This window comes from Anabaena sp. TISTR 8404, from assembly GCF_056847745.1.
The window spans coordinates 3,370,185-3,389,955 of sequence record NZ_CP180578.1 but is presented as its reverse complement, the minus strand read 5'-3'; the positions used below and the strand labels follow the sequence as shown (position 1 = coordinate 3,389,955).

Annotated in this window: 16 protein-coding genes; 12 read left to right on the top strand and 4 right to left on the bottom strand. The window is 39.8% G+C overall.

Translation table 11 applies throughout. The features are described 5' to 3' along the window. Nucleotides 1-387 precede the first annotated feature (387 nt). A complete protein-coding gene (locus tag ACMX3D_RS14650) occupies nucleotides 388-606 on the top strand; it encodes a hypothetical protein (RefSeq protein WP_482752125.1) in 219 nt (72 codons plus the stop codon). 281 nt (nucleotides 607-887) lie between these two features. On the opposite strand, the gene ACMX3D_RS14645 is transcribed toward ACMX3D_RS14650, so the two are convergent. From ACMX3D_RS14645 to ACMX3D_RS14635, 3 genes are all read right to left on the bottom strand, one after another. Next, nucleotides 888-2,939, bottom strand: coding sequence for a protein kinase domain-containing protein (locus ACMX3D_RS14645; protein ID WP_482752124.1), 2,052 nt, complete (start codon nucleotides 2,937-2,939; stop codon nucleotides 888-890). Between the two features lie 337 nt (nucleotides 2,940-3,276). Further along, on the bottom strand, nucleotides 3,277-3,681 hold the full coding sequence (locus ACMX3D_RS14640) for an ExbD/TolR family protein (RefSeq protein ID WP_482752123.1): 405 nt from the start codon (nucleotides 3,679-3,681) through the stop codon (nucleotides 3,277-3,279). Next, nucleotides 3,665-4,312: a MotA/TolQ/ExbB proton channel family protein gene (locus ACMX3D_RS14635; protein ID WP_482752122.1), complete on the bottom strand. Its 648-nt coding sequence runs from the start codon at nucleotides 4,310-4,312 to the stop codon at nucleotides 3,665-3,667. The genes ACMX3D_RS14640 and ACMX3D_RS14635 overlap by 17 nt, the downstream gene beginning before the upstream one ends. 447 nt (nucleotides 4,313-4,759) lie before the next feature. Between ACMX3D_RS14635 and ACMX3D_RS14630 the strand changes: the two genes are divergently transcribed. From ACMX3D_RS14630 to ACMX3D_RS14580, 11 genes are all read left to right on the top strand, one after another. Then, complete coding sequence (locus tag ACMX3D_RS14630; RefSeq protein WP_482752121.1) at nucleotides 4,760-5,320, top strand: pyridoxamine 5'-phosphate oxidase family protein; 561 nt, start codon at nucleotides 4,760-4,762, stop codon at nucleotides 5,318-5,320. Between the two features lie 402 nt (nucleotides 5,321-5,722). Then, entirely contained in the window at nucleotides 5,723-7,012 is a 1,290-nt protein-coding gene (locus tag ACMX3D_RS14625) for a serine hydrolase (protein WP_482752120.1), read from the top strand. 140 nt (nucleotides 7,013-7,152) lie between these two features. After that, on the top strand, nucleotides 7,153-7,659 hold the full coding sequence (locus ACMX3D_RS14620) for a GNAT family N-acetyltransferase (protein WP_482752119.1): 507 nt from the start codon (nucleotides 7,153-7,155) through the stop codon (nucleotides 7,657-7,659). Nucleotides 7,660-8,342: 683 nt separating this feature from the next. Continuing rightward, a complete protein-coding gene (ppsA, locus tag ACMX3D_RS14615; RefSeq protein ID WP_482752118.1) occupies nucleotides 8,343-10,859 on the top strand; it encodes a phosphoenolpyruvate synthase in 2,517 nt (838 codons plus the stop codon). Between the two features lie 189 nt (nucleotides 10,860-11,048). Next, a complete protein-coding gene (locus ACMX3D_RS14610; RefSeq protein WP_482752117.1) occupies nucleotides 11,049-11,915 on the top strand; it encodes a formylglycine-generating enzyme family protein in 867 nt (288 codons plus the stop codon). A 166-nt stretch (nucleotides 11,916-12,081) separates the two neighbouring features. Beyond that, nucleotides 12,082-12,519, top strand: coding sequence for an element excision factor XisH family protein (locus ACMX3D_RS14605; protein WP_482752116.1), 438 nt, complete (start codon nucleotides 12,082-12,084; stop codon nucleotides 12,517-12,519). Next, the gene (locus ACMX3D_RS14600) at nucleotides 12,489-12,848 is read left to right on the top strand and encodes an element excision factor XisI family protein (protein WP_482752115.1); all 360 of its coding nucleotides are present in this window, start codon (nucleotides 12,489-12,491) and stop codon (nucleotides 12,846-12,848) included. Before ACMX3D_RS14605 ends, ACMX3D_RS14600 begins: the two co-directional genes overlap by 31 nt. 194 nt (nucleotides 12,849-13,042) lie before the next feature. Further along, nucleotides 13,043-14,512 carry a dolichyl-phosphate-mannose--protein mannosyltransferase gene (locus ACMX3D_RS14595; protein WP_482752114.1) on the top strand — a complete coding sequence of 490 codons (1,470 nt, stop codon included), beginning with the start codon at nucleotides 13,043-13,045 and terminating at the stop codon, nucleotides 14,510-14,512. Nucleotides 14,513-14,925: 413 nt separating this feature from the next. Beyond that, on the top strand, nucleotides 14,926-17,229 hold the full coding sequence (locus ACMX3D_RS14590; RefSeq protein WP_482752113.1) for an ATP-binding protein: 2,304 nt from the start codon (nucleotides 14,926-14,928) through the stop codon (nucleotides 17,227-17,229). Continuing rightward, nucleotides 17,177-17,623 carry a response regulator gene (locus ACMX3D_RS14585; RefSeq protein ID WP_482752112.1) on the top strand — a complete coding sequence of 149 codons (447 nt, stop codon included), beginning with the start codon at nucleotides 17,177-17,179 and terminating at the stop codon, nucleotides 17,621-17,623. Before ACMX3D_RS14590 ends, ACMX3D_RS14585 begins: the two co-directional genes overlap by 53 nt. Before the next feature lie 126 nt (nucleotides 17,624-17,749). Continuing rightward, nucleotides 17,750-18,910: a sensor histidine kinase gene (locus ACMX3D_RS14580; RefSeq protein WP_482752111.1), complete on the top strand. Its 1,161-nt coding sequence runs from the start codon at nucleotides 17,750-17,752 to the stop codon at nucleotides 18,908-18,910. 112 nt (nucleotides 18,911-19,022) lie between these two features. Here ACMX3D_RS14580 and trmB read toward each other — a convergent pair whose 3' ends face one another. Continuing rightward, a complete protein-coding gene (gene trmB / locus ACMX3D_RS14575; protein ID WP_482752110.1) occupies nucleotides 19,023-19,670 on the bottom strand; it encodes a tRNA (guanosine(46)-N7)-methyltransferase TrmB in 648 nt (215 codons plus the stop codon). Between the last annotated feature and the right edge of the window lie 101 nt (nucleotides 19,671-19,771).

The window sequence follows — 19,771 nt, the reverse complement described above, 5'->3', positions numbered from 1 at the left end:
AGTTAGGAAAACAAAGAATGACTCATTATTATATCGGACTAGTATAGGCAGATTTGCGGATGTTGCAGGAGGCTAAAGGACTTATGTCTTGCACTCCTCCCTAACGAATGGAATTCGCGGCTATACAAACCTAGTCCGCACAGGCGGACTAACGCAAAATTAAGAGTTTGAAACCTGGATAGGCTGGTTTTGCCTGTGTAGCCGTGACTTTAGTCGCCTGGTGCAAGACTATATCAATTCTCGATGACATTATATTTGGAAATTAAAATTTTAAGGTTCACGCAGAGGCGCAGAGGCGCAAAGGTGCAAAGAAGAATGCTAAAGGTATTGTAATTGTCTTTTGTTAAGTGCGATCGCTCATTTATCCCCAAAATAACCTGAAAGGTGATGCGATCGCACTCTCATTTCAACCTCAAAGGTTCAACTTTCGACCTCAGAACTTCAAATTTCAACCTCAAAGGCTCAACGTTCAGCCTCAGAACCTCAAACTTCGACCTCAAAGGCTCAACTTTCGACCTCAGAACCTCAAACTTCAACCTCAAAGGCTCAACTGTCAGCCTCAGAACCTCAAACTTCGACCTCAAAGGCTTAACTTTCATGTTCTGAGGCTGGGACTTCAAGTATAAAACGCGATCGCTGATTCCATCAATTAAAATCAATTGAATAAACCTTTCCCTAATCTCTATGAGACGCGAAAAGGTGCAGACATATTCTAAGCCCCGCCTCGGAATGAATTCTGAGTCTCATAGCACAAGTCCTCTATAGAGGACTCAAAGAGAAATGTATTCCAGTCCACTGAAGTGGACTTTTGCTATTAGCCTGGAACTTTAGTTCCAAGCGGGATATGGTGATGAAATTTTTCGACTTGTATTTGCACCGTAGCCAGCTTACTGTGATATTCGCCAAATCTTAATGGTATTATCCTCGCTGCCGCTAATAATAGTCTTACCGTCAGCAGTGAAAGCGACGGATGTCACAGTATCTGTATGGCCTGTCAAGGTATTGATAACTTCCCCAGTCGCTAAATTCCAAAGTTTGATGGTACGATCGCGACTGGCACTAGCTAAGGTCATACCATCTGGGCTAAAAGCGACACAAGTAACGCTATTAGTATGGCCTGTTAAGGTGCGGATAACTTCACCTGAGGCGACATCCCAAAGTTTAATGGTGCGATCGCGGCTGGCACTGGCTAAGGTAGTACTATCAGGACTAAAAGCTACTGATGTAATTGTATTGGCATTTCCTTTGAGTGTGCGGGCTGGGTCTTCTTGGTAGAGATGCCAAAGTTTAATTGTCTTATCAAAACTACCACTGGCTAAGTTACGACCATCTGGGCTAATAGCCACTGAACGCACCCAAAATTTATGTCCTTTGAGTGTGCGAATTAACTTTCCTGTGCCTAAATTCCACATTTTAAGAGTGTTGTCATCGCTACCACTCACCAAAATTTTCCCATTAGGAGTAATAGCTAGTGCCTGAATTGAATCAGTATGTCCTTCTAATGTGCGGACGATTTTACCTGTAGTCAAATTCCAGACTTTAATTGTTTTATCATCACTACCACTCACCAAAGTTTTGCCATTGGGACTGATAGCTACAGCATTTACTTTTTGCGAATGTCCATTGAGAGTTAATATTTCTTTTCCTGTGGCAATATTCCACATTTTAATGATGCGTTCTCCCTCACCACTACTCGCAATTGTTTGTCCATTGGGACTGATGGCTACAGATACAACAAATTTTGCTGTACCTGTGAGGGTATTAGCTAAGGAAATATTTCTAGTCGGAACATTGGATGACTGACCGAAAACAACTTCATTATGAGTAGAACTGTTATTTTGCGGCTTTAGTCTCGATAACAAACTAGCTTGAATCTGGCGATATTGTTGATACCAAGAATCACTAAATCCGAATAACAAAATGAAAGCAGCCGCTAAGACCAAAGTTTTGATAAAAGCATATTTAAATGAAAAAGTTGAATTTGGAGTCACTTGAGTCACAAGGAATTTTCCCGATGACTGGCCTGCGGCTGGTAGGGCGCGTGGTAGTGTGGGAATCAAATCTTTGATAACTTCATCGGCTGATTGGTAGCGTTGGCTTAAGTCTTTTTGCAACAACTTATTCATCACGTTATCCAATTCTGGAGACAACGGACTACGTAAATATTGCCGCCAATTGTTCGCCCAACCATAGCCATGTTCCATCCACAATTGAAAAGGCGATATTCCTGTTAGTAGATGAAAACAGGTAGCCCCCAAACTAAACAAATCACTAGCTGGATAAGCTTTACCGTCTCTGATTTGTTCTAGTGGGGAGTAACCGTGAGAACCAATGGATGTGCCACTTTTATTTTTGACTTTCTCGGTTAATTGCTTAGAAGAACCAAAATCAATCAAACTTAAGCGCCCATCATAACGACAGCGAATTAAATTTTCTGGTTTAATGTCTCGGTGGATGACACCGCGATCGTGAATGAATTTGAGTACAGGTAATAAATCGAGTAAAATTGCTTGAATTTCATTCGCTTTATAAACTCTGCGCTGTTGTAACTCCTTTAATAAGTTCTGCCCATTAATAAACTGTTGTACTAAATAAAGGCATTTATCTTGTTCAAAGTAAGCAATGAGTGTGGGAATTTGCGGATGTTCGCCAAGTTCTTGCAATCGCTTGGCTTCTTCTGCAAATAACTCCATTGCTTTTTTCTGCGACCAAGTTCCTTGAAATTTCGGCGCTAATTGCTTAATTACACAAAGTTCATTGAGTTTATCGGTATCTTCTGATAAATAAGTTCTGCCAAATCCCCCCTCATCGGAAAGTACCCGAATCACACGGAAGCGATTTCTTAACAGTGGCACCAAAGGGGTGCTACAAGTTTGGCATAATTGCTTGCCTTTAGGATTTAAGGGATTTGGGCAATCGGGATTTAAGCAGCAGATCATTATCTGACAGGCGCGACTGCATAAAAATTTTTACTAAGTTAACCCCGATATTTCGCTTAATTACAATTGACTCTCACGTATTCATGGTAGACAGCGCTGGTACTGGAAAGTGGGGAATTACTTATATAGTCAATCTTGGTAAATGCTAATGAGTTTTCCTCAATGCTGGAAAACCACGAGAGTCATAAAATTAATTTTATCGATTATATATTAACTTGCTCTACCAAAAAACGACATTCGTTATTCTTCACGTCATATTGGTAGCAACTATAGCAGGAGGCAGGTTGAGATTGTCATTAGCCATTTGTATTGACAAAGGACTAATGACTAATTTTAGCTAAGGCTTTTGAGTTGCGATCGCCAACTTTGCCCCTGGGATTTGTCGTACCTTATCCATCACCGCCACTACATTACCATGAGCAACTTGTTGATCAGCATTCACAACCACTAATGCTTCTTGGTTATCGCCTACCAAGGTACGCAATTGTCCTACTAAACCATCAATAGTAGTTGGTTGGCGGTTGACACTCACGTTTCCATCTTTATCTACTGTGATGGTAATTTTGGCAGGAACTTGCTGCTGTCTGGCTGTCGCCGCTTTGGGTAAGTTAACTGGTAAACCTTCTGAGCGAGTTAAAAACAGTGTTGACATAATAAAAAATGTCAAAATCGCAAATATCACATCAATCATCGGTACGATGTTGATTTGTGGTGGTAAATCTGGCTCATCTTGTAGACGCATAGGTTCTGTCTCCTCGTTCATAGCGACGGCGATAGAGCAGTTCTAATTGTCCACCATATTCTTGCATTGCCGCAATTTGGCGTTGGTATAGCCCTCGAAAGGTGTTGGCAAATAAAAGTGTAAAAATAGCTACGATTAATCCTGAAGCTGTGGATACCAGCGCTTCACTAATACCTGCTGTTACCCCTGCGGTTTTTGTACCGCCCACATCACCTAGGTTTAGTGATGCAAAAGAAACAATCAATCCCAATACAGTACCCAATAGACCTAAAAGTGGTGCAAGACCAATAATTGTGTCAAAAATATTTTGAAACCGTTTGAGAACGGGGATTTCGGCTTGAGCTTCACTTTCTAGTGCGAGACGAAATTCTTCTGGGGTTGGTTCTTCTAGTTGCAGTGCAGCTAAAAAAATGCGTGCTACAGGCAAATCTGCATTCTTTTGCAATTTATCTAACGCACCAACAACATTATCGAGGCGGTAGAGATTCAGCACTTCTCTAACTACACGGTTTTGTCGGGTATTAATCCGATACCAAAAACGCACTCGCTCAATAATTAAGGCTATTCCCACCACACTAAACGCCAGCAGCGGCCACATAACTACGCCACCTGCTTCAAACAACTTATACATGGGCAATATCTCTAAGAACTAAATGGACAACTTTACAGTTAGACTATCAGTTTCCGGTACTAAATGATATATCTTATCAATAAGGAAGATACAAGATAAAAAATTTTGTCAATTTAAGTTTATTTTTGATGACATGATATGTTGTTACTGGCTCAAAGAATAACTAGCTCAAAACCTTGCTTTTTCTGTATGTGTATCCTCGTCAATCTGCTAATACCCAGCTAATAGATTCTCTAATTTTATTGCTTGACTTTTGCGACAAACCATTTTATCTGGAATCAATAACTAATAAGAAATTGCAACAGTCAGGCATCGCCCAGAATCATACAAGTTTGTAGCACTGGTCTAGAAGCGATCGAGTTAGAGTATAAGCGATCGCCCATATAGCTTGACGGCTGACTGTTAATAGTCAACCGTCAACCATCAACATTTTATTCTTGAGCGTCTATGGCTAAACTATTCGACTCAATAACTGAAGAATTGCAAGAATTTATTGCGGCTCAAAACCTTTTCTTTGTAGGTACTGCACCGCTCAGTCCTACAGGTCACGTTAATTTATCTCCCAAAGGTCTTGATTGCTTCCGCATCTTATCACCCAACCGAGTAGCGTATCTAGATTTAACAGGCAGTGGTAACGAAACTTCAGCCCATCTTCAAGAAAATGGTCGCATCACCTTAATGTTTTGCGCCTTTACTGACGCACCACGCATTTTGCGACTTTACGGTACAGGATACGTAATTTTACCAAGTTCCCCTGATTGGGACTTGATATCTTCTGTGTTTCCTCAGTTACCAGGAACACGGCAAATTATCGTCGCTGATATTAAGCGTGTGCAAACTTCCTGTGGTTTTGGCGTTCCACTTTACGAATACCAAGGTCAACGCCAGATATTAGTAGATTGGGCTAATAAAAAAGGGGAACAAGGAATTCGGGAATATCAACAACAGAAAAACACTATCAGCATTGATGGTTTGCCAACACCATTGAGTGAATTATCTTCAGGCTAAAACCCCATGACATAGATTTGAATCCCTGTTGGCAGGGAAATTCAAAATCTTTCTCTCTTGCTCCCCTACCTCTTCTGGTCAATGGTCAATAGTTCAAAAACACTTGATTTTTGACCGTTGACTAGAGCTTTTTGACAAAAATAATCTTGATACGTAACATTCATCATTTTTTACGTCCTAATAAAAAGTTTTCAGGAAATAACTTCAGAAACCTATACTTGTCAGTCCCAATTTTTTCCCTGATTCCTAATTAAATTTTTGGTAAAGGAACTATTCTGTGGTTTGCGTGTCTTGACGTAAGGATTTGCCACGAATTATGATTCGAGTTTATTCCGGATCAACCGGGACAGCCTCGAAAATTGGTGCAAGTAAATTCAACTGTCGCTCTAAATAATCACACGCATGAGATTACGCTTATTTCTGCTTAGCGTTGTCAGTATTGTCCTGCTTTCTTCTCCAGCACGAGCATCTCGCTTAGAATCTTGGAGTTTTGATACCGCGCAAAATCAACTCAACATTACTACCAACTCTGGTGTTAAGCCGAGAGCATTTTTAATTCAAAATCCCACGCGGCTGGTTATTGATCTTCCTGGTACAGAACTGAATAAAAATACAGTTCGGCAAAATTTTGGTTCAACAGTACGGGAAGTTCGCGTTGGGAAAGTTGATGCTAACACGACAAGGGTAGTAGTTGAATTGGCACCAGGATATACCGTAGACCCTGGAAAATTGCTGATTCAAGGTGATTCTTCTACTCATTGGATGGTGAAATTTCCATCGCTAGAACGCATTGCGAACCCCATAGATAACACTGTTGCTTCCTCTAGTGAAGAGCAGATTCCTGTTTCAGTGAGTGATGTTTCTTTGTTTGCTGGAGTTGTACCTTTAGGTAAGGAACTACCACAATTGCGATCGCGGGTGCAAGCGTTGGCATCTCGTTATCGTTCCCTTGACCCAGGAATGTTCTTCTTAGATTTAGATACAGGTAACTATCTAGATTTAAATGGCGAGAAAGTTTTTCCAGCAGCTAGTACAATCAAGTTTCCCATCTTGGTAGCGCTATTTCAAGAAGTCGATGCCGGCCGAGTTAAACTCAATGAAACCTTAGTTATGCGGCGTGACTTAATAACTGGTGGTTCAGGAGAATTTCAATACAAGCGTGCTGGCAGTCGTTTTAGTCTGTTAGAAACGATGACTAAAATGATTACCATTAGCGATAATACTGCTACCAATATGATTATTGACCGATTGGGTGGTAAGGCTAAGTTAAATCAGCGTTTCCGCAGTTGGGGTTTGCAAAATACTTACATTCAAAATCTCTTAGGCGACTTCAAGGGTACTAATAAAACCAGCCCCAAAGATTTAGTCAGACTGTCAGCATTAGTTGCTAACAATCGCTTGTTGACTGATTCCAGTCGTGGCAAAGTCTTGGATATTATGCAGCGTGTTCATAACACCAAGTTATTACCAGCTGGTCTGGGTAAAGGCGCTGTAATTGCTCACAAAACAGGAACTCTGGGAATTGTACTGGGTGATGCCGGGATTATTCAAATGCCATCTGGTAAGCGCTATTTAGCAGGAATTTTTGTGAGAAGACCTTTTAATGATTTAAAAGCGAGAGATTTCATCAGTCAAGTATCTCGAATTGTTTATGGCTATTTAGAGCAACCAACAGTAGCCAGCAAGTCTTAATTCTTTCGATGTAAAAAAGAAAAATTTTAATTGACGTAGGCCCCTGATATTAATATCTAGGGGTTTTTGCATACACGTTCACAAATAGATGGTATGTTTTTTAGCGATCGCAGCATTCTACCCTTAGCAAAATTGAGAATATGGATTATTTTATTCGTCTCCTCACGCCACAAGATGAACCTTTTTTATGGCAAATGCTATGCGAAGCGGCGCATATACAAGCAGAAGGTAAAACACTACAGGATGTGATGAATAATCCTGATTTAGCTAAGTATGTTCAATGCTGGGGACGGAAAGATGATTTAGGTTTCGTTGCTATCTATAAAAGTAGCAGTCAACCAGTAGGAGCCGCATGGATAAGGTTGTTGACTGGGGAAAATCCAGGATATGGCTATGTTGACGATCGCACACCTGAACTAGTGATCGCAACCCTCCCAGAATACAGAAATCAAGGTATGGGTACTAAATTACTGACTCATTTACTCGCCGCAGCCAGAACATCTTACCCTGCCATATCACTCAGTATTAGAAGCACAAATCCTGCTTTGCATTTATATCAAAGATTCGGTTGGCAAGTTGTACCTAATAGCGAAACTGTTAACCGCGTTGGTGGTATCTCTTTCAAGATGAAACTAGATTTTGATTAACTAGCACCTCATCAGCAAAATCAGCAGATAAAAAAATGTATTTATCTAATTATTAATTTGCACTAGTATTGCCTTGCTTGCTCTATGTATTTTTCGGAAATGGTAGTGACTTAATTAGGAAATCTAATTTTCTAAATTTGGTACACCTAAAGAGCAAAAACCCCCTGCTGGACATTCAGACTCATTAGGTGTCAGGGTAGGTTGCAAAATCAACACTGGCCGATCGCCATTCGCAATCAGACTTACTCCTATCTATCAAATAAAACAAACTAATTTTTTTACTACCCCTATTCAGCAACGTCGTAATAGGACTTGCTAAAGTAATTCGTAATTCTAACCCACCCAATCAAGTTTAGATAGAACAGTGTAATTACCCATAACATTTTTAGAGATATTGCAATGCAATGTCTCTTTATTTTTCGTTACATTATTGGTAATTGCTGAGACAGTTACTGACTTATGGAGTATTTGTAGACACTGTAGGCACTATTTTAAGGAATGATGCATATCATACCCAAAATCTGGATTTATTTGTTATCGTGATCCCAAAGGAATTATTAAGCACCAAAAAGATATATCAGACGCTGATTCAGCGCCAAAATACCTGCTAGGTGCGAGATAGAAAATTATTCACTAAAATTTAAAGCTCATTCACCAGAGTATTTATTTGGGAGGTAACACTTATGGTTACAGTATCTCATCAAACTTTGTCTTCATTTTCTAAAGAGCGATCGCTCATTCTCTGGTTTGATGAGGTAGGCATTAAAGATATACACCTAGTAGGTGGAAAAAATGCCTCCTTAGGAGAGATGATTCAACAATTAACTCCCAAAGGTGTGAATGTCCCGACGGGGTTTGCGACTACTGCTTATGCTTATCGTTATTTCATTCAATCAGCAGGATTAGAAGCAAAGTTACGCCAACTTTTTTCTGACTTAAATGTTGAAGATGTAAACAATTTACGCGAACGTGGAGAAAAAGCGCGATCGCTATTATTGCACACACCATTCCCAGAAGATTTGCGTCAGGCAATTGCTAAAGCTTATCAAAGTTTATGTGATAAATACCAAACAGAAACAGATGTTGCTGTTCGTTCCAGCGCCACTGCTGAAGACTTACCTGATGCGAGTTTTGCCGGACAGCAAGAAACTTATTTAAATATTGTTGGTGTTGATGAAGTAATTACAGCTTGTCATAAATGTTTTGCTTCTATATTTACTGACCGCGCTATTTCTTATCGCCATACAAAAGGATTTGATCACTTTAATGTGGCTTTATCAGTTGGTGTGCAAAAAATGGTGCGTTCTGATTTAGCAACATCAGGCGTAATGTTTTCTATTGATACAGAAACCGGGTTTAAGGATGCAGCTTTAATTACCGCCGCCTACGGTTTAGGAGAAAACGTTGTTCAAGGTGCAGTAAATCCCGATGAATATGTAGTATTTAAACCAACATTAAAAACAGGTTTCCGCCCAATTATTGATAAAAAACTAGGCAGTAAAGAAATCAAAATGGTTTATGTTCCTGCCTCGGACATAGATTTAATTGCTTGTGCTAGTGATAGCGTCCATACATTAACAGTTAGGTCAGATGATAATTGTAAGTTAACCAAAAATGTACCCGTTCCTGAAAGCGATCGCACTAAATTTGCCCTGAATGACGAAGAAATTTTACAACTAGGACGTTGGGCGTGCGTAATTGAAGACCATTATTCTCAAGTTCACGGTAATTACACCCCAATGGATATTGAGTGGGCAAAAGATGGGATCAGCAATCAATTATTTATTGTGCAAGCGCGTCCTGAAACTGTACAGTCACAGAAAAAAGGAAATGTTTTACGTAGCTATCGCTTGGGAACGAGTAAAGAATCTACCCCACTCCCTCTTGTTACCGGACGTGCAATTGGTGAAGCCATTTCTCAAGGGAAAGTCCGCTTAATTTTAGATGTCCACAACATCGACAAATTCCAACCAGGGGATGTGTTAGTTACCGAGAGAACAGATCCCGACTGGGAACCAATTATGAAACGCGCCAGTGCAATTATTACCAATGCTGGCGGACGTACCTGTCATGCTGCAATTATTGCACGAGAATTGGGTGTGCCGGCGATCGTTGGTTGCGGGAATGCTACACAAGTTCTAAAAGATAATCAAGAAGTCACAGTTTCCTGTGCTGAAGGCGAAGACGGCAAAGTTTATCCCGGCTTATTACCCTTTGAAGTCAAAGAAGTTCCTTTAGAAAACTTGCCTCGCACCCGCACCCAAATTTTAATGAATGTAGGTAATCCCCAAGAGGCTTTTAGTTTATCTGCAATTCCTAACGATGGCGTAGGTTTGGCGCGGACGGAATTTATCATTGCTAATCAAATTCAAATTCATCCAATGGCGTTGCTGCATTACGACCAATTAGAAGATGAAAAAGTAAAAGCAGAAATTGCTAAAATCACTGCACTTTATGATGATAAGCCGCAGTATTTCGTGGATAAATCAGCCCAAGGCATAGCCAGAATTGCCGCAGCATTTTATCCTAAACCTGTGATTGTGCGGATGTCGGACTTTAAGAGTAATGAATATGCCAACTTGTTAGGCGGGAAACAATTTGAACCAAGTGAAGAAAACCCGATGCTGGGTTGGCGAGGTGCAGCACGTTATTATGATGAAGGCTATAAAGCTGCTTTTGCCTTAGAGTGTCAGGCTATCAAGCGAGTCCGGGATGAAATGGGTTTAACAAATGTCATTCCTATGATTCCATTTTGCCGCACTCCCGATGAGGGGCGTTTGGTCTTAGCAGAGATGGCAAAAAATAATTTGAAACAAGGCGTTAATAACTTGCAAGTTTATGTTATGTGCGAGTTACCAAGTAACGTAATTTTGGCAGAAGAATTTGCAGATGTCTTTGACGGCTTCTCCATTGGTTCCAATGATTTGACTCAACTAACCTTGGGTTTAGACAGAGATTCCGCTTTAGTCGCCAGATTATTTGATGAACGCAGTCCCGCCGTTAAGCAAATGGTGAAAATGGCCATAGAAGCCGCCAAAAAACGCGATCGCAAAATCGGTATTTGTGGACAAGCACCCAGCGACTACCCAGAATTTGCCCAGTTTTTAGTAGAACAAGGAATTGATTCCATCAGTCTAAATCCAGATTCGGTACTAAAAACAATGCTGGAAGTCGCAAAAGTCGAAAGTCCTGAATCTTAAGTAAAGCGATAAATTTCAGATTTTAGAGACTCAGATCCCAGACTTCTTTAAGAAGTCTGGGATCTTCTTGTTCACTAATGATTTATGACTGCTATATTATGTCCGGTTGATTATGAAACCATTTCTAAATTATATGTAGGGTTTGTTAAGCGTAAGCCGTAACTTATTTCTCAACTCTAAGAAAATACTTTGTTAAAAGAATTTGAATTTGAAACGGTGAAATTCCAATCTGGAATCAAAAGAGTTACTCGCACCAGCCAAGCTAGATATTTTATAGAAGATCTGGGGTTTGGCGTAAATCTAGAAATGGTCGAAATTCCTAATGGCACATTTTTAATGGGTGCTGCTGAAAATGAAGCAGAAGGAAATGATGATGAACTCCCCAGACATCAAGTAACAGTTCCAACCTTCTGTATGGGGAAATATACCATTACTCAAGAACAATGGGAAAAAGTTGCGGCTTTTTTCCCTAAAATCAATCAAGATTTAGATCCAAGACCCTCTTATTTTAAGGGTGATGATCATCGTCCTGTAGAGGGGGTTACTTGGTATGATGCTGTAGAATTTTGTGCCAGACTTTCTCAAAAAACAGGTCGTAATTATCGCTTACCAAGTGAAGCAGAATGGGAACATGCCTGTCGCGCTGGTACAACGACTCCCTTTCATTTTGGTGACACCATCACAACTGAAGTCGCCAACTATGATGGTAACTACACTTATGGTGCAGCCCCCAAGGGAAAGTATAGAGAAAAAACAACGCCAGTAGGCAGCTTTCAACCCAATTATTTTGGACTATACGATATGCACGGGAACCTGTGGGAATGGTGTCTGGATGATTGGCACGCTAACTATGAAGGTGCGCCAACAGATGGCAGTCCTTGGTTTGATGATAATAAGAATCTTTCTCAAAAACAAGAACGAGCCGTTCTGTGGGGCGGTTCCTGGAATGACATTCCTACTGTCTGCCGTTCCGTGTCTCGCAGCTATAATTACCGCGACTTCCGCTACGTCATTTTTGGTTTTCGTGTTGTCTGCGAGGTTGGAAGGATTTTCTGATAGCACTTTATACTTTTACTTTTTACACTTTACACTTGTTCTTTTTCCCTTCCTTTATTGCCTGATGCAGACTCGATTTTTTTTGCATCAAATACTGTACTGCCATACTAGTACGCGTTTCTACTTCTGGTATTACAATCATGACAATCGATAGCTTAAACCATGTATGCCAGTTAGAGACCGCTACCATGAGAACGTCAAGAACGCCCTCATTAAAGATGGGTGGACGATTACTGATGATCCCTTTCATTTGAAATGGGGAAAAAAGGACTTATATGCTGATCTTGGTGCAGAAAAGTTGCTTGTAGCAGACAAAGGAACGCAGAAAATTGCTGTTGAAATTAAAACTTTTGGTGGAGACTCAGAAGTTGCAGACCTCGAACAAGCGATTGGTCAATATTTTACATACCTTTCTGTAATCTCTCGCAATTACCCAGATAGGGTTTTGTATATTGCTGTTCACGAGGATGTTTTTACCGATATTTTTGAAGAAGAGCCACTTGGTAAACTGATATTGGAAGACTATAAAATTCCTCTCATTGTTTTTCATCCAAAACAGGAGGTAATCATCCGGTGGATACGATGGAACAATACAGACAGCTAATTTGCCACATTCTTACTGAACATACAAAAATTCCTTACTCTTACGGCAATATTCAGTATGAAACTATCTTTGATAAAGAACAAGACCGCTATTTGGTGATGATTCTCGGTCGAGAACCAGTACCAGAACTATCGCCAACTGCAACTCGTCGTGTTCACGGTTGTCTGATTCACGTTGATATTATTGATGGTAAGATTTGGATTCAACGTGATGGCACAGAAGAGGGAGTAGCAGCAGAACTCGTCAATGCTGGTGTACCGAAAGATAAGATTGTTTTGGGGTTTTGGTCTGAAGAACTACGGCAAGATTCAGAATTTGCGATCGCTTAATATTCTAATATTCAGTACTATTAGGGTGGGCAATGCTCACCCTAAAAAATTTTCTGACAAAGCAGAACAAAGGAAAAATATAGCAGTCGAAGCAGATGTTAGGACTATATTGATTGCTGAAACCACTGATAATACTGAGTTTCTACTCAGCACTCAGCACTCAGCACTTCGCTATAACTAAAGACTATTGACTAATGACTAAAAACAGGTTCTACATTGAGTTAGCAGGTATATTTTTATTCTCACTCGCTGTGAGGTTTTGGGGGTTAGATAGGTTTAATACTTTAGTTTTTGATGAAGTTTACTACGCTAAATTTGGTAATAACTATCTCACCCATGTTCCCTTTTTTGATGGTCATCCACCATTAGGGAAACTGATAATTGCCCTAGGTATTTGGTTGGGCAGTCATGTACCATTTTGGCATGAGAGCGTGAATGGACTCACAGGTTCACTGCGATCGCCTTGGGATTATCGTTGGATTAATGCTTTTTTAGGTTCTTTTATCCCTTTACTCATTGCTGGGATTGCTTATCAATTGAGTTCTCGTCGCAGCTTTGCCTTAATTGCGGGTTTCTTCACTGCTGTTGATGGCATATTTATCGTTGAGTCTCGCTATGCACTTATCAATATATATATAGTTTTATTTGGTTTATTAGGGCATTGGTTGTTTCTGTTAGCCTTAAATAACCAGAAACAAAAACGTAAACTATTTTTAATAATTGCTGGGATTGCTTTTGGTTGTTCTGTAGCCACTAAGTGGAATGGTTTATTTTTTCTTGGTGGTGTTTATTTTTTGTGGATATTTGCTTGGATATGGCAAATATTAGTGAAAAAAATCAATGGAATTGATAATTTATCTAATGGTTCTGAAGAAATCAATCAACAAGCGTCTTCACCACTGCAAAAACTCACACAATTGTATACTTGGCAAGTTGTATTATTTTTAGGCATTCTCCCGCTGACTGTTTATAGTTTAATTTGGATTCCTCATTTACAACTAGATAAAAAATATGGATTTATAGAAGTCCACAAGCAAATTTTGGCTTTTCATGAACGTCTAGGTGGTAATAATGCTCAAGTACATCCCTACTGTGCAGCTTGGTATAAATGGCCTCTGTTGACACGACCAATGGCATATTATTACCAAACCGGCCAAAATGCTACTGATCCATTACCTGTTTTAGGGCCTGATTTACCATCTGGTACAGGAAAAATTGTTTATGATGTTCATGCAATGGGCAATCCTTTTTTGTGGTGGTTTGCTGCTGCTGCCATTCTATTCTTGATGGGGATGCTAATTGTCTCGATGGTAATTTATTGGCGGCAGCAAAAACGTTTTACCTTACCGAAAAATTTCACTGTCGATACATGGATTGCCTTGTATTTAGTTGTAAATTATACTACTAACTTAGTACCTTGGATGCGGGTGTCGCGGTGCGCTTTTATTTACCACTATATGACGGCTGTGGTATTTGCATTTTTAGCGATCGCTTGGTTTGTCGATCAATGTCTTCGTAGCTATTATCGTCCATTGCAGGCGATCGGTGCCACCATTTCTGTGTTTATTTTAGTGGCTTTTGTATTTTGGTTGCCCATTTATTTAGGTTTACCTATTTCATCCGAAGGTTATAGACTACGGATGTGGTTTAACTCTTGGATTTAAAGCAATTTAAGATTAAAATAAGTGTCATCTGTTACCTATCACCTATTAATTCTTAATACTGCTACATATATGCAGGGTAGCTAATCGCATATTTTTTACATTTCTTATCGGTATTTATAGAGCCTGCCTGTTAGACTAAAAACGCTAAGTAGGATATATAAAAGCTCAACAAGGCAACAGAGGTATCAAAAGTTAGGCATCAGAAAAATCAGAATAGATGAAGAAAAATCAAGAAAAGTTTTATAATTCATCATTCTATTTTGAAACTGTAAAAATTTAGTAATTACGTAGATTTAAAGAGTAGAAATTATATAAGCTTACATCTAGGAAGTGTCATAAAGTTAATCAATTTAATAGGTACAACCTATATAGGCGCTGCTTTTGATGCTCCCTAGAAATAGAGGAGAATCCTAATGGAATTAAACTTACAACTTCCTAGCATTAATGTAACTAGCCTAAAAGAAGCTCCGATTCACACATCTCGGCAAATACAGCCTCATGGAGTTTTATTAGTGTTGGCAGAGCCGGAGTTACAAATATTACAAGTTAGTAATAACACTTGGAATGTTTTCGGCATAGAACCGGAACAAATTTTGCAAAAAAAACTCGAAGATTTACTCGACTCATTTCAACTAGAAAGGATTAAAGCTGGGTTAGCAGAAGATAATCTCGAATTTATCAACCCAACAAAACTTTGGTTTAGAAAAAAAGGTGATGAATACGTAGTTTTTGACGCAGTGTTTCACCGGAATCCAGAAGGGTTGTTAATTCTAGAATTAGAACTAGCATTTTCTCAAGAAAATATCCCATTCTTAAGCTTTTACCATCTGGCAAGAACTTCTATTAACCAGTTAGAAAAAACCTCAAATCTGCGAGATTTTTGTCAGATAATTGTCCAGGAAGTGCGGAAGGTAACTGGTTTTGACCGGGTAATGCTATATAAATTTGATCATGATGGACATGGTTCAGTCATCGCTGAAGAAAAGCTAGAACATCTAGAACCTTATTTAGGCTTGCATTATCCTGAGTCAGATATTCCGAAGCCAGCCCGAAAATTATTTGCATCTAATTCTATTAGAATTATCCCCGATGCTCAGGCAGAGCCAGTACAATTAATTCCGGCTATTAATCCGGTAAGCCAACGTGCATTAGATTTAACTAACTCAATTCTCCGCAGTCCGGCTGCTTGTCATCTGGAGTACTTACACAATATGGGTGTGGGTGCTTCTTTGACTATCTCTTTAATTAAAGACCAAAAACTTTGGGGATTGATTGCTTGTCATCATCAAACACCAAAATTTGTCTCTTACGAATTACGGAAAGCCTGCGAATTTTTAGGACGAGTCATATTTGCAGAAATTTCCGCCAGAGAAGAAACCGAAGATTATGACTATCGCATGAATTTGACACATATTCAATCATTGTTGGTTGAATATATGTCTCAAGAAGAAAACTTTATCGATGGTTTAGTCAAACATCAACCGAATCTTTTAGATTTAACTAGCGCTCAAGGTGCGGCTGTTTGTTTTGGTGACAACTATACATTAATTGGTGAAACTCCTTCAGAAGAAGACCTGAATTTTTTGGTGCAGTGGTTAAAGAATAATGTCGATGAAGAAGTTTTCTATACCAATTCTTTGCCACAGGTTTATCCAGATGCGGAAAGGTTTAAAAACGTTGCTAGTGGTTTATTAGCGATTCCTATTTCCAAGCGGAATTATGTTTTGTGGTTCCGTCCAGAAGTAATTCAAACTGTAAATTGGGGTGGTGATCCTAATAAAGCGTTTGAAGTTAGCCAGACAGATGGAAATGTGCGTCTGTGTCCGCGCAAATCTTTTGAATTGTGGAAAGAAACAGTTCGCTTAACATCTTTACCTTGGCAACCTGTCGAAGTTAAAGCCGCGCTAGAATTGCGCAAAGCAATTGTCAATATCGTATTGCGCCAAGCGGATGAATTAGCACAATTAGCGCAAGATTTAGAACGTTCCAACGCCGAATTGAAAAAGTTTGCTTACGTCGCCTCACATGACTTGCAAGAACCACTCAATCAAGTGGCGAATTACGTGCAGTTGTTGGAAATGCGCTATAACGAAGAACTGGACGAAGATGCCAAAGAGTTTATCAGTTATGCTGTTCAGGGAGTCAGCCTGATGCAGACGTTAATTGATGACGTATTAGCATACTCCAAAGTAGATACACAGGCGATCGCATTTCAACTGACTGAAGTCGAAACAGCCTTAGGACGCGCCCTCGGTAATCTCAGACAACGCATTGCAGAAACGGGAGCAATTATTACCCATGACCCCTTACCAACAGTAATGGCGGGTAGTACCCAGTTAATGCAACTATTTCAGAACTTGATTGCCAACGCCATCAAATTCCGCAGTGATCAACAGCCAGAAATTCATGTAGGAGCCGAGAGATTAGAAGATGAATGGTTGTTCTGGGTACGCGATAATGGTATAGGCATAGACCCAAGATTTAGCGATCGCATTTTTGTGATCTTTCAACGTCTACATACACGAGACGAGTACGCTGGTACAGGTATGGGTTTGGCTATCTGCAAAAAGATTGCCGAATGCCATCGGGGTCGGATTTGGGTAGAATCACAACTTGGTGAAGGAGCTACCTTCTACTTTACAATTCCAGTTGGAGGGCGCGAACGTGAGCGTAGAAACGGAAAACAAGCTCAAAACCATCTTTTTGGTCGAGGATAATAAAGCCGATGTTCGCTTAATCCAAGAAGCATTGAAAAATAGCTCAGTGCCTCACGAAGTAGTGACGGTCAGAGATGGCGTAGATGCTATGGCATTTTTACGCCAAGAAGGTGAGTATGCTGATGCGCCCCGCCCTGACCTGATTCTGCTAGATTTGAACTTACCGAGAAAAGATGGTCGGGAAGTATTGGCAGAAATTAAAAACGACCCCGTACTCAAACGTATTCCCGTAGTCGTGCTAACAACCTCAAAAAACGAGGATGACATCTTTCACAGCTACGACCTACACGTCAACTGTTACATTACTAAATCCCGTAACCTCAGCCAACTATTTCAAATCGTCAAAGGCATCGAAGATTTTTGGCTGTCTACCGTCACCTTACCGTCAGAGTAAGAAGAAGTATGAAGTATGAAGTATGAAGTATGAAATATTTATTTTTCAGCTTTTAGCCTTTATACTTCATCCTTTCATCTTCTGCCTTCTAACTCAACACTTCCCAGGGGTTGAAACCGGAAAACTATGGCTGGAAGCTTAGTAAAAATCTTGTTAATTGAAGACAATCTGGCAGAAGCTAGGTTATTGCAAGAGTTTTTGCAGCAAGCCGATGCTAAAGAATTTGTGCTAGTTCATGTCAAGCGATTGCAAGAAGGACTCAATGAACTTAGTCGCAGTAACTACGACATTATTTTGTTAGACCTTACCTTACCTGACAGTCAAGGATTATCTTCTCTGCCAGTGTTGATTAATTGTGCGCCTAGTGTGCCAATTGTAGTACTAACAAATACCAACGATGAAGACCTGGCAATTGCAGCAGTTAGAGAAGGAGCGCAAGATTATTTAGTCAAACGTCAAGTCAATGTTAATGGCTTGGTTCGTTCTATATGTTATGCGATCGAGCGTAAACAGCTTTTAGAAACATTACGCCAAGTTAATCAGACATTACAAGTACGCGTTGACGAACGCACTGCGGAACTGGTGAAAGCTAATGAAATCAACCAGTTCAGATCAGAATTAGTTTCTATGCTTTCTCATGATATCCGCCAACCGTTAAATACCATTCTTTTAGCAGCAGGATTACTGCAAAATAATGAAGATAAATTAACTCAAGAAAAAAAACGTAATCATCTGCAAATGATTCGTGCTGCTATCAAGAATATGGCACAAATGTTAGATGAAGTGTCGTTAATTGGTAGGGCTGATTCTGGTAAATTTCAATGCGACCTAGAGCCATTAGATTTAGAAGTATTTTGCCATCAATTAGTTGATGAAGCGCAATTAACTCTTAAGGAAAAAAATCTAAATCTGGTTTTTGCTAGTTATGGAGAATTAGGTGACGCAGTTTGGGATGAAACACTACTGCGCCATATTTTAGGCAATTTACTTGGCAATGCAATTAAATATTCACTCCCTGATGGCAGAATTCAGTTTGAATTAATTAGCCAAGAAAACTCTGTTATGTTTCGCTTTCAAGATTGGGGAATTGGTATTCCTAAACAAGACCAAAAGCGAATGTTCCAGCCTTTCCATCGTGCAGAAAATGTCGGTAGAATTCCTGGTACTGGCTTAGGACTGGCAATTGTAAAAAAGTGTGTGGATGCACATGGTGGCGAAATTATGGTAAACAGCGAAGTTGGCGTTGGGACAACATTCATTGTCAATTTACCTTTGATCAAGCGCTAAACTTACACCCTTATACCTTTTCACTTTAAGTTTGCATACAAATAGGCCGCAGGGCGCAGGGGAAAAGAGTAAACAACCAATGAATTTGTATCAGGATTTTCGTGAAATGGTATTACTTAGCACTCAGCACTTTTTGAAACAAAGCCCGATAAATTGGTTCACCTTTGTTTTGGGTCGCTATTTCTCTTTCTGTGGGGACTGGTAGGGGATTTTCTGTTAACCATTCCTCTGTACCAACTCGCACAAACGCAGGATTTTCTGCAAAGCGATCGCACATTTCTACAGCAACAAATTTCATATCTGATTGCAGAAATACAACCCCACCAACAGCTAAATAATTAGCTAATTCTGCCACTAAATTTGGTTGCACTACACGGCGTTTAGCATGACGAGTTTTAAACCAAGGATCGGGAAATTGAATGGTAACCCGCTGTAAAATTCCTAGAGGTAAGTTAGATAACAGCGGTTGTAACGAGTTATTTGCATTGCAATACAAATAATGCAGGTTGGTTAAACCCAACTCAGAACGCAACTGATTCGCCTCCACTACCAACGGTTCTCGAATTTCTAAACCAAGAAAATTCCATTTAGGTTCTACCTGCGCCATTTGCAATACAAACCTACCTCTAGCACAGCCAATATCTAAGTGCAGTGGTTGATTGGGTTGTACATAAACTTTTTCCCACTCAAGAGGATTAACTGGGGTGCGATATTTTTGGGCAAGTGGGTTAACGTGTTGGCGCACTCTAACAGGTGCCAAAGTGGATACTCCTTGATTTCTAGATAAAAAACTAAGTATACGATTATATAATAAATTTTCTTTTAAAGTTAGATACTTGATAAAGTATTCAATTTAAAACT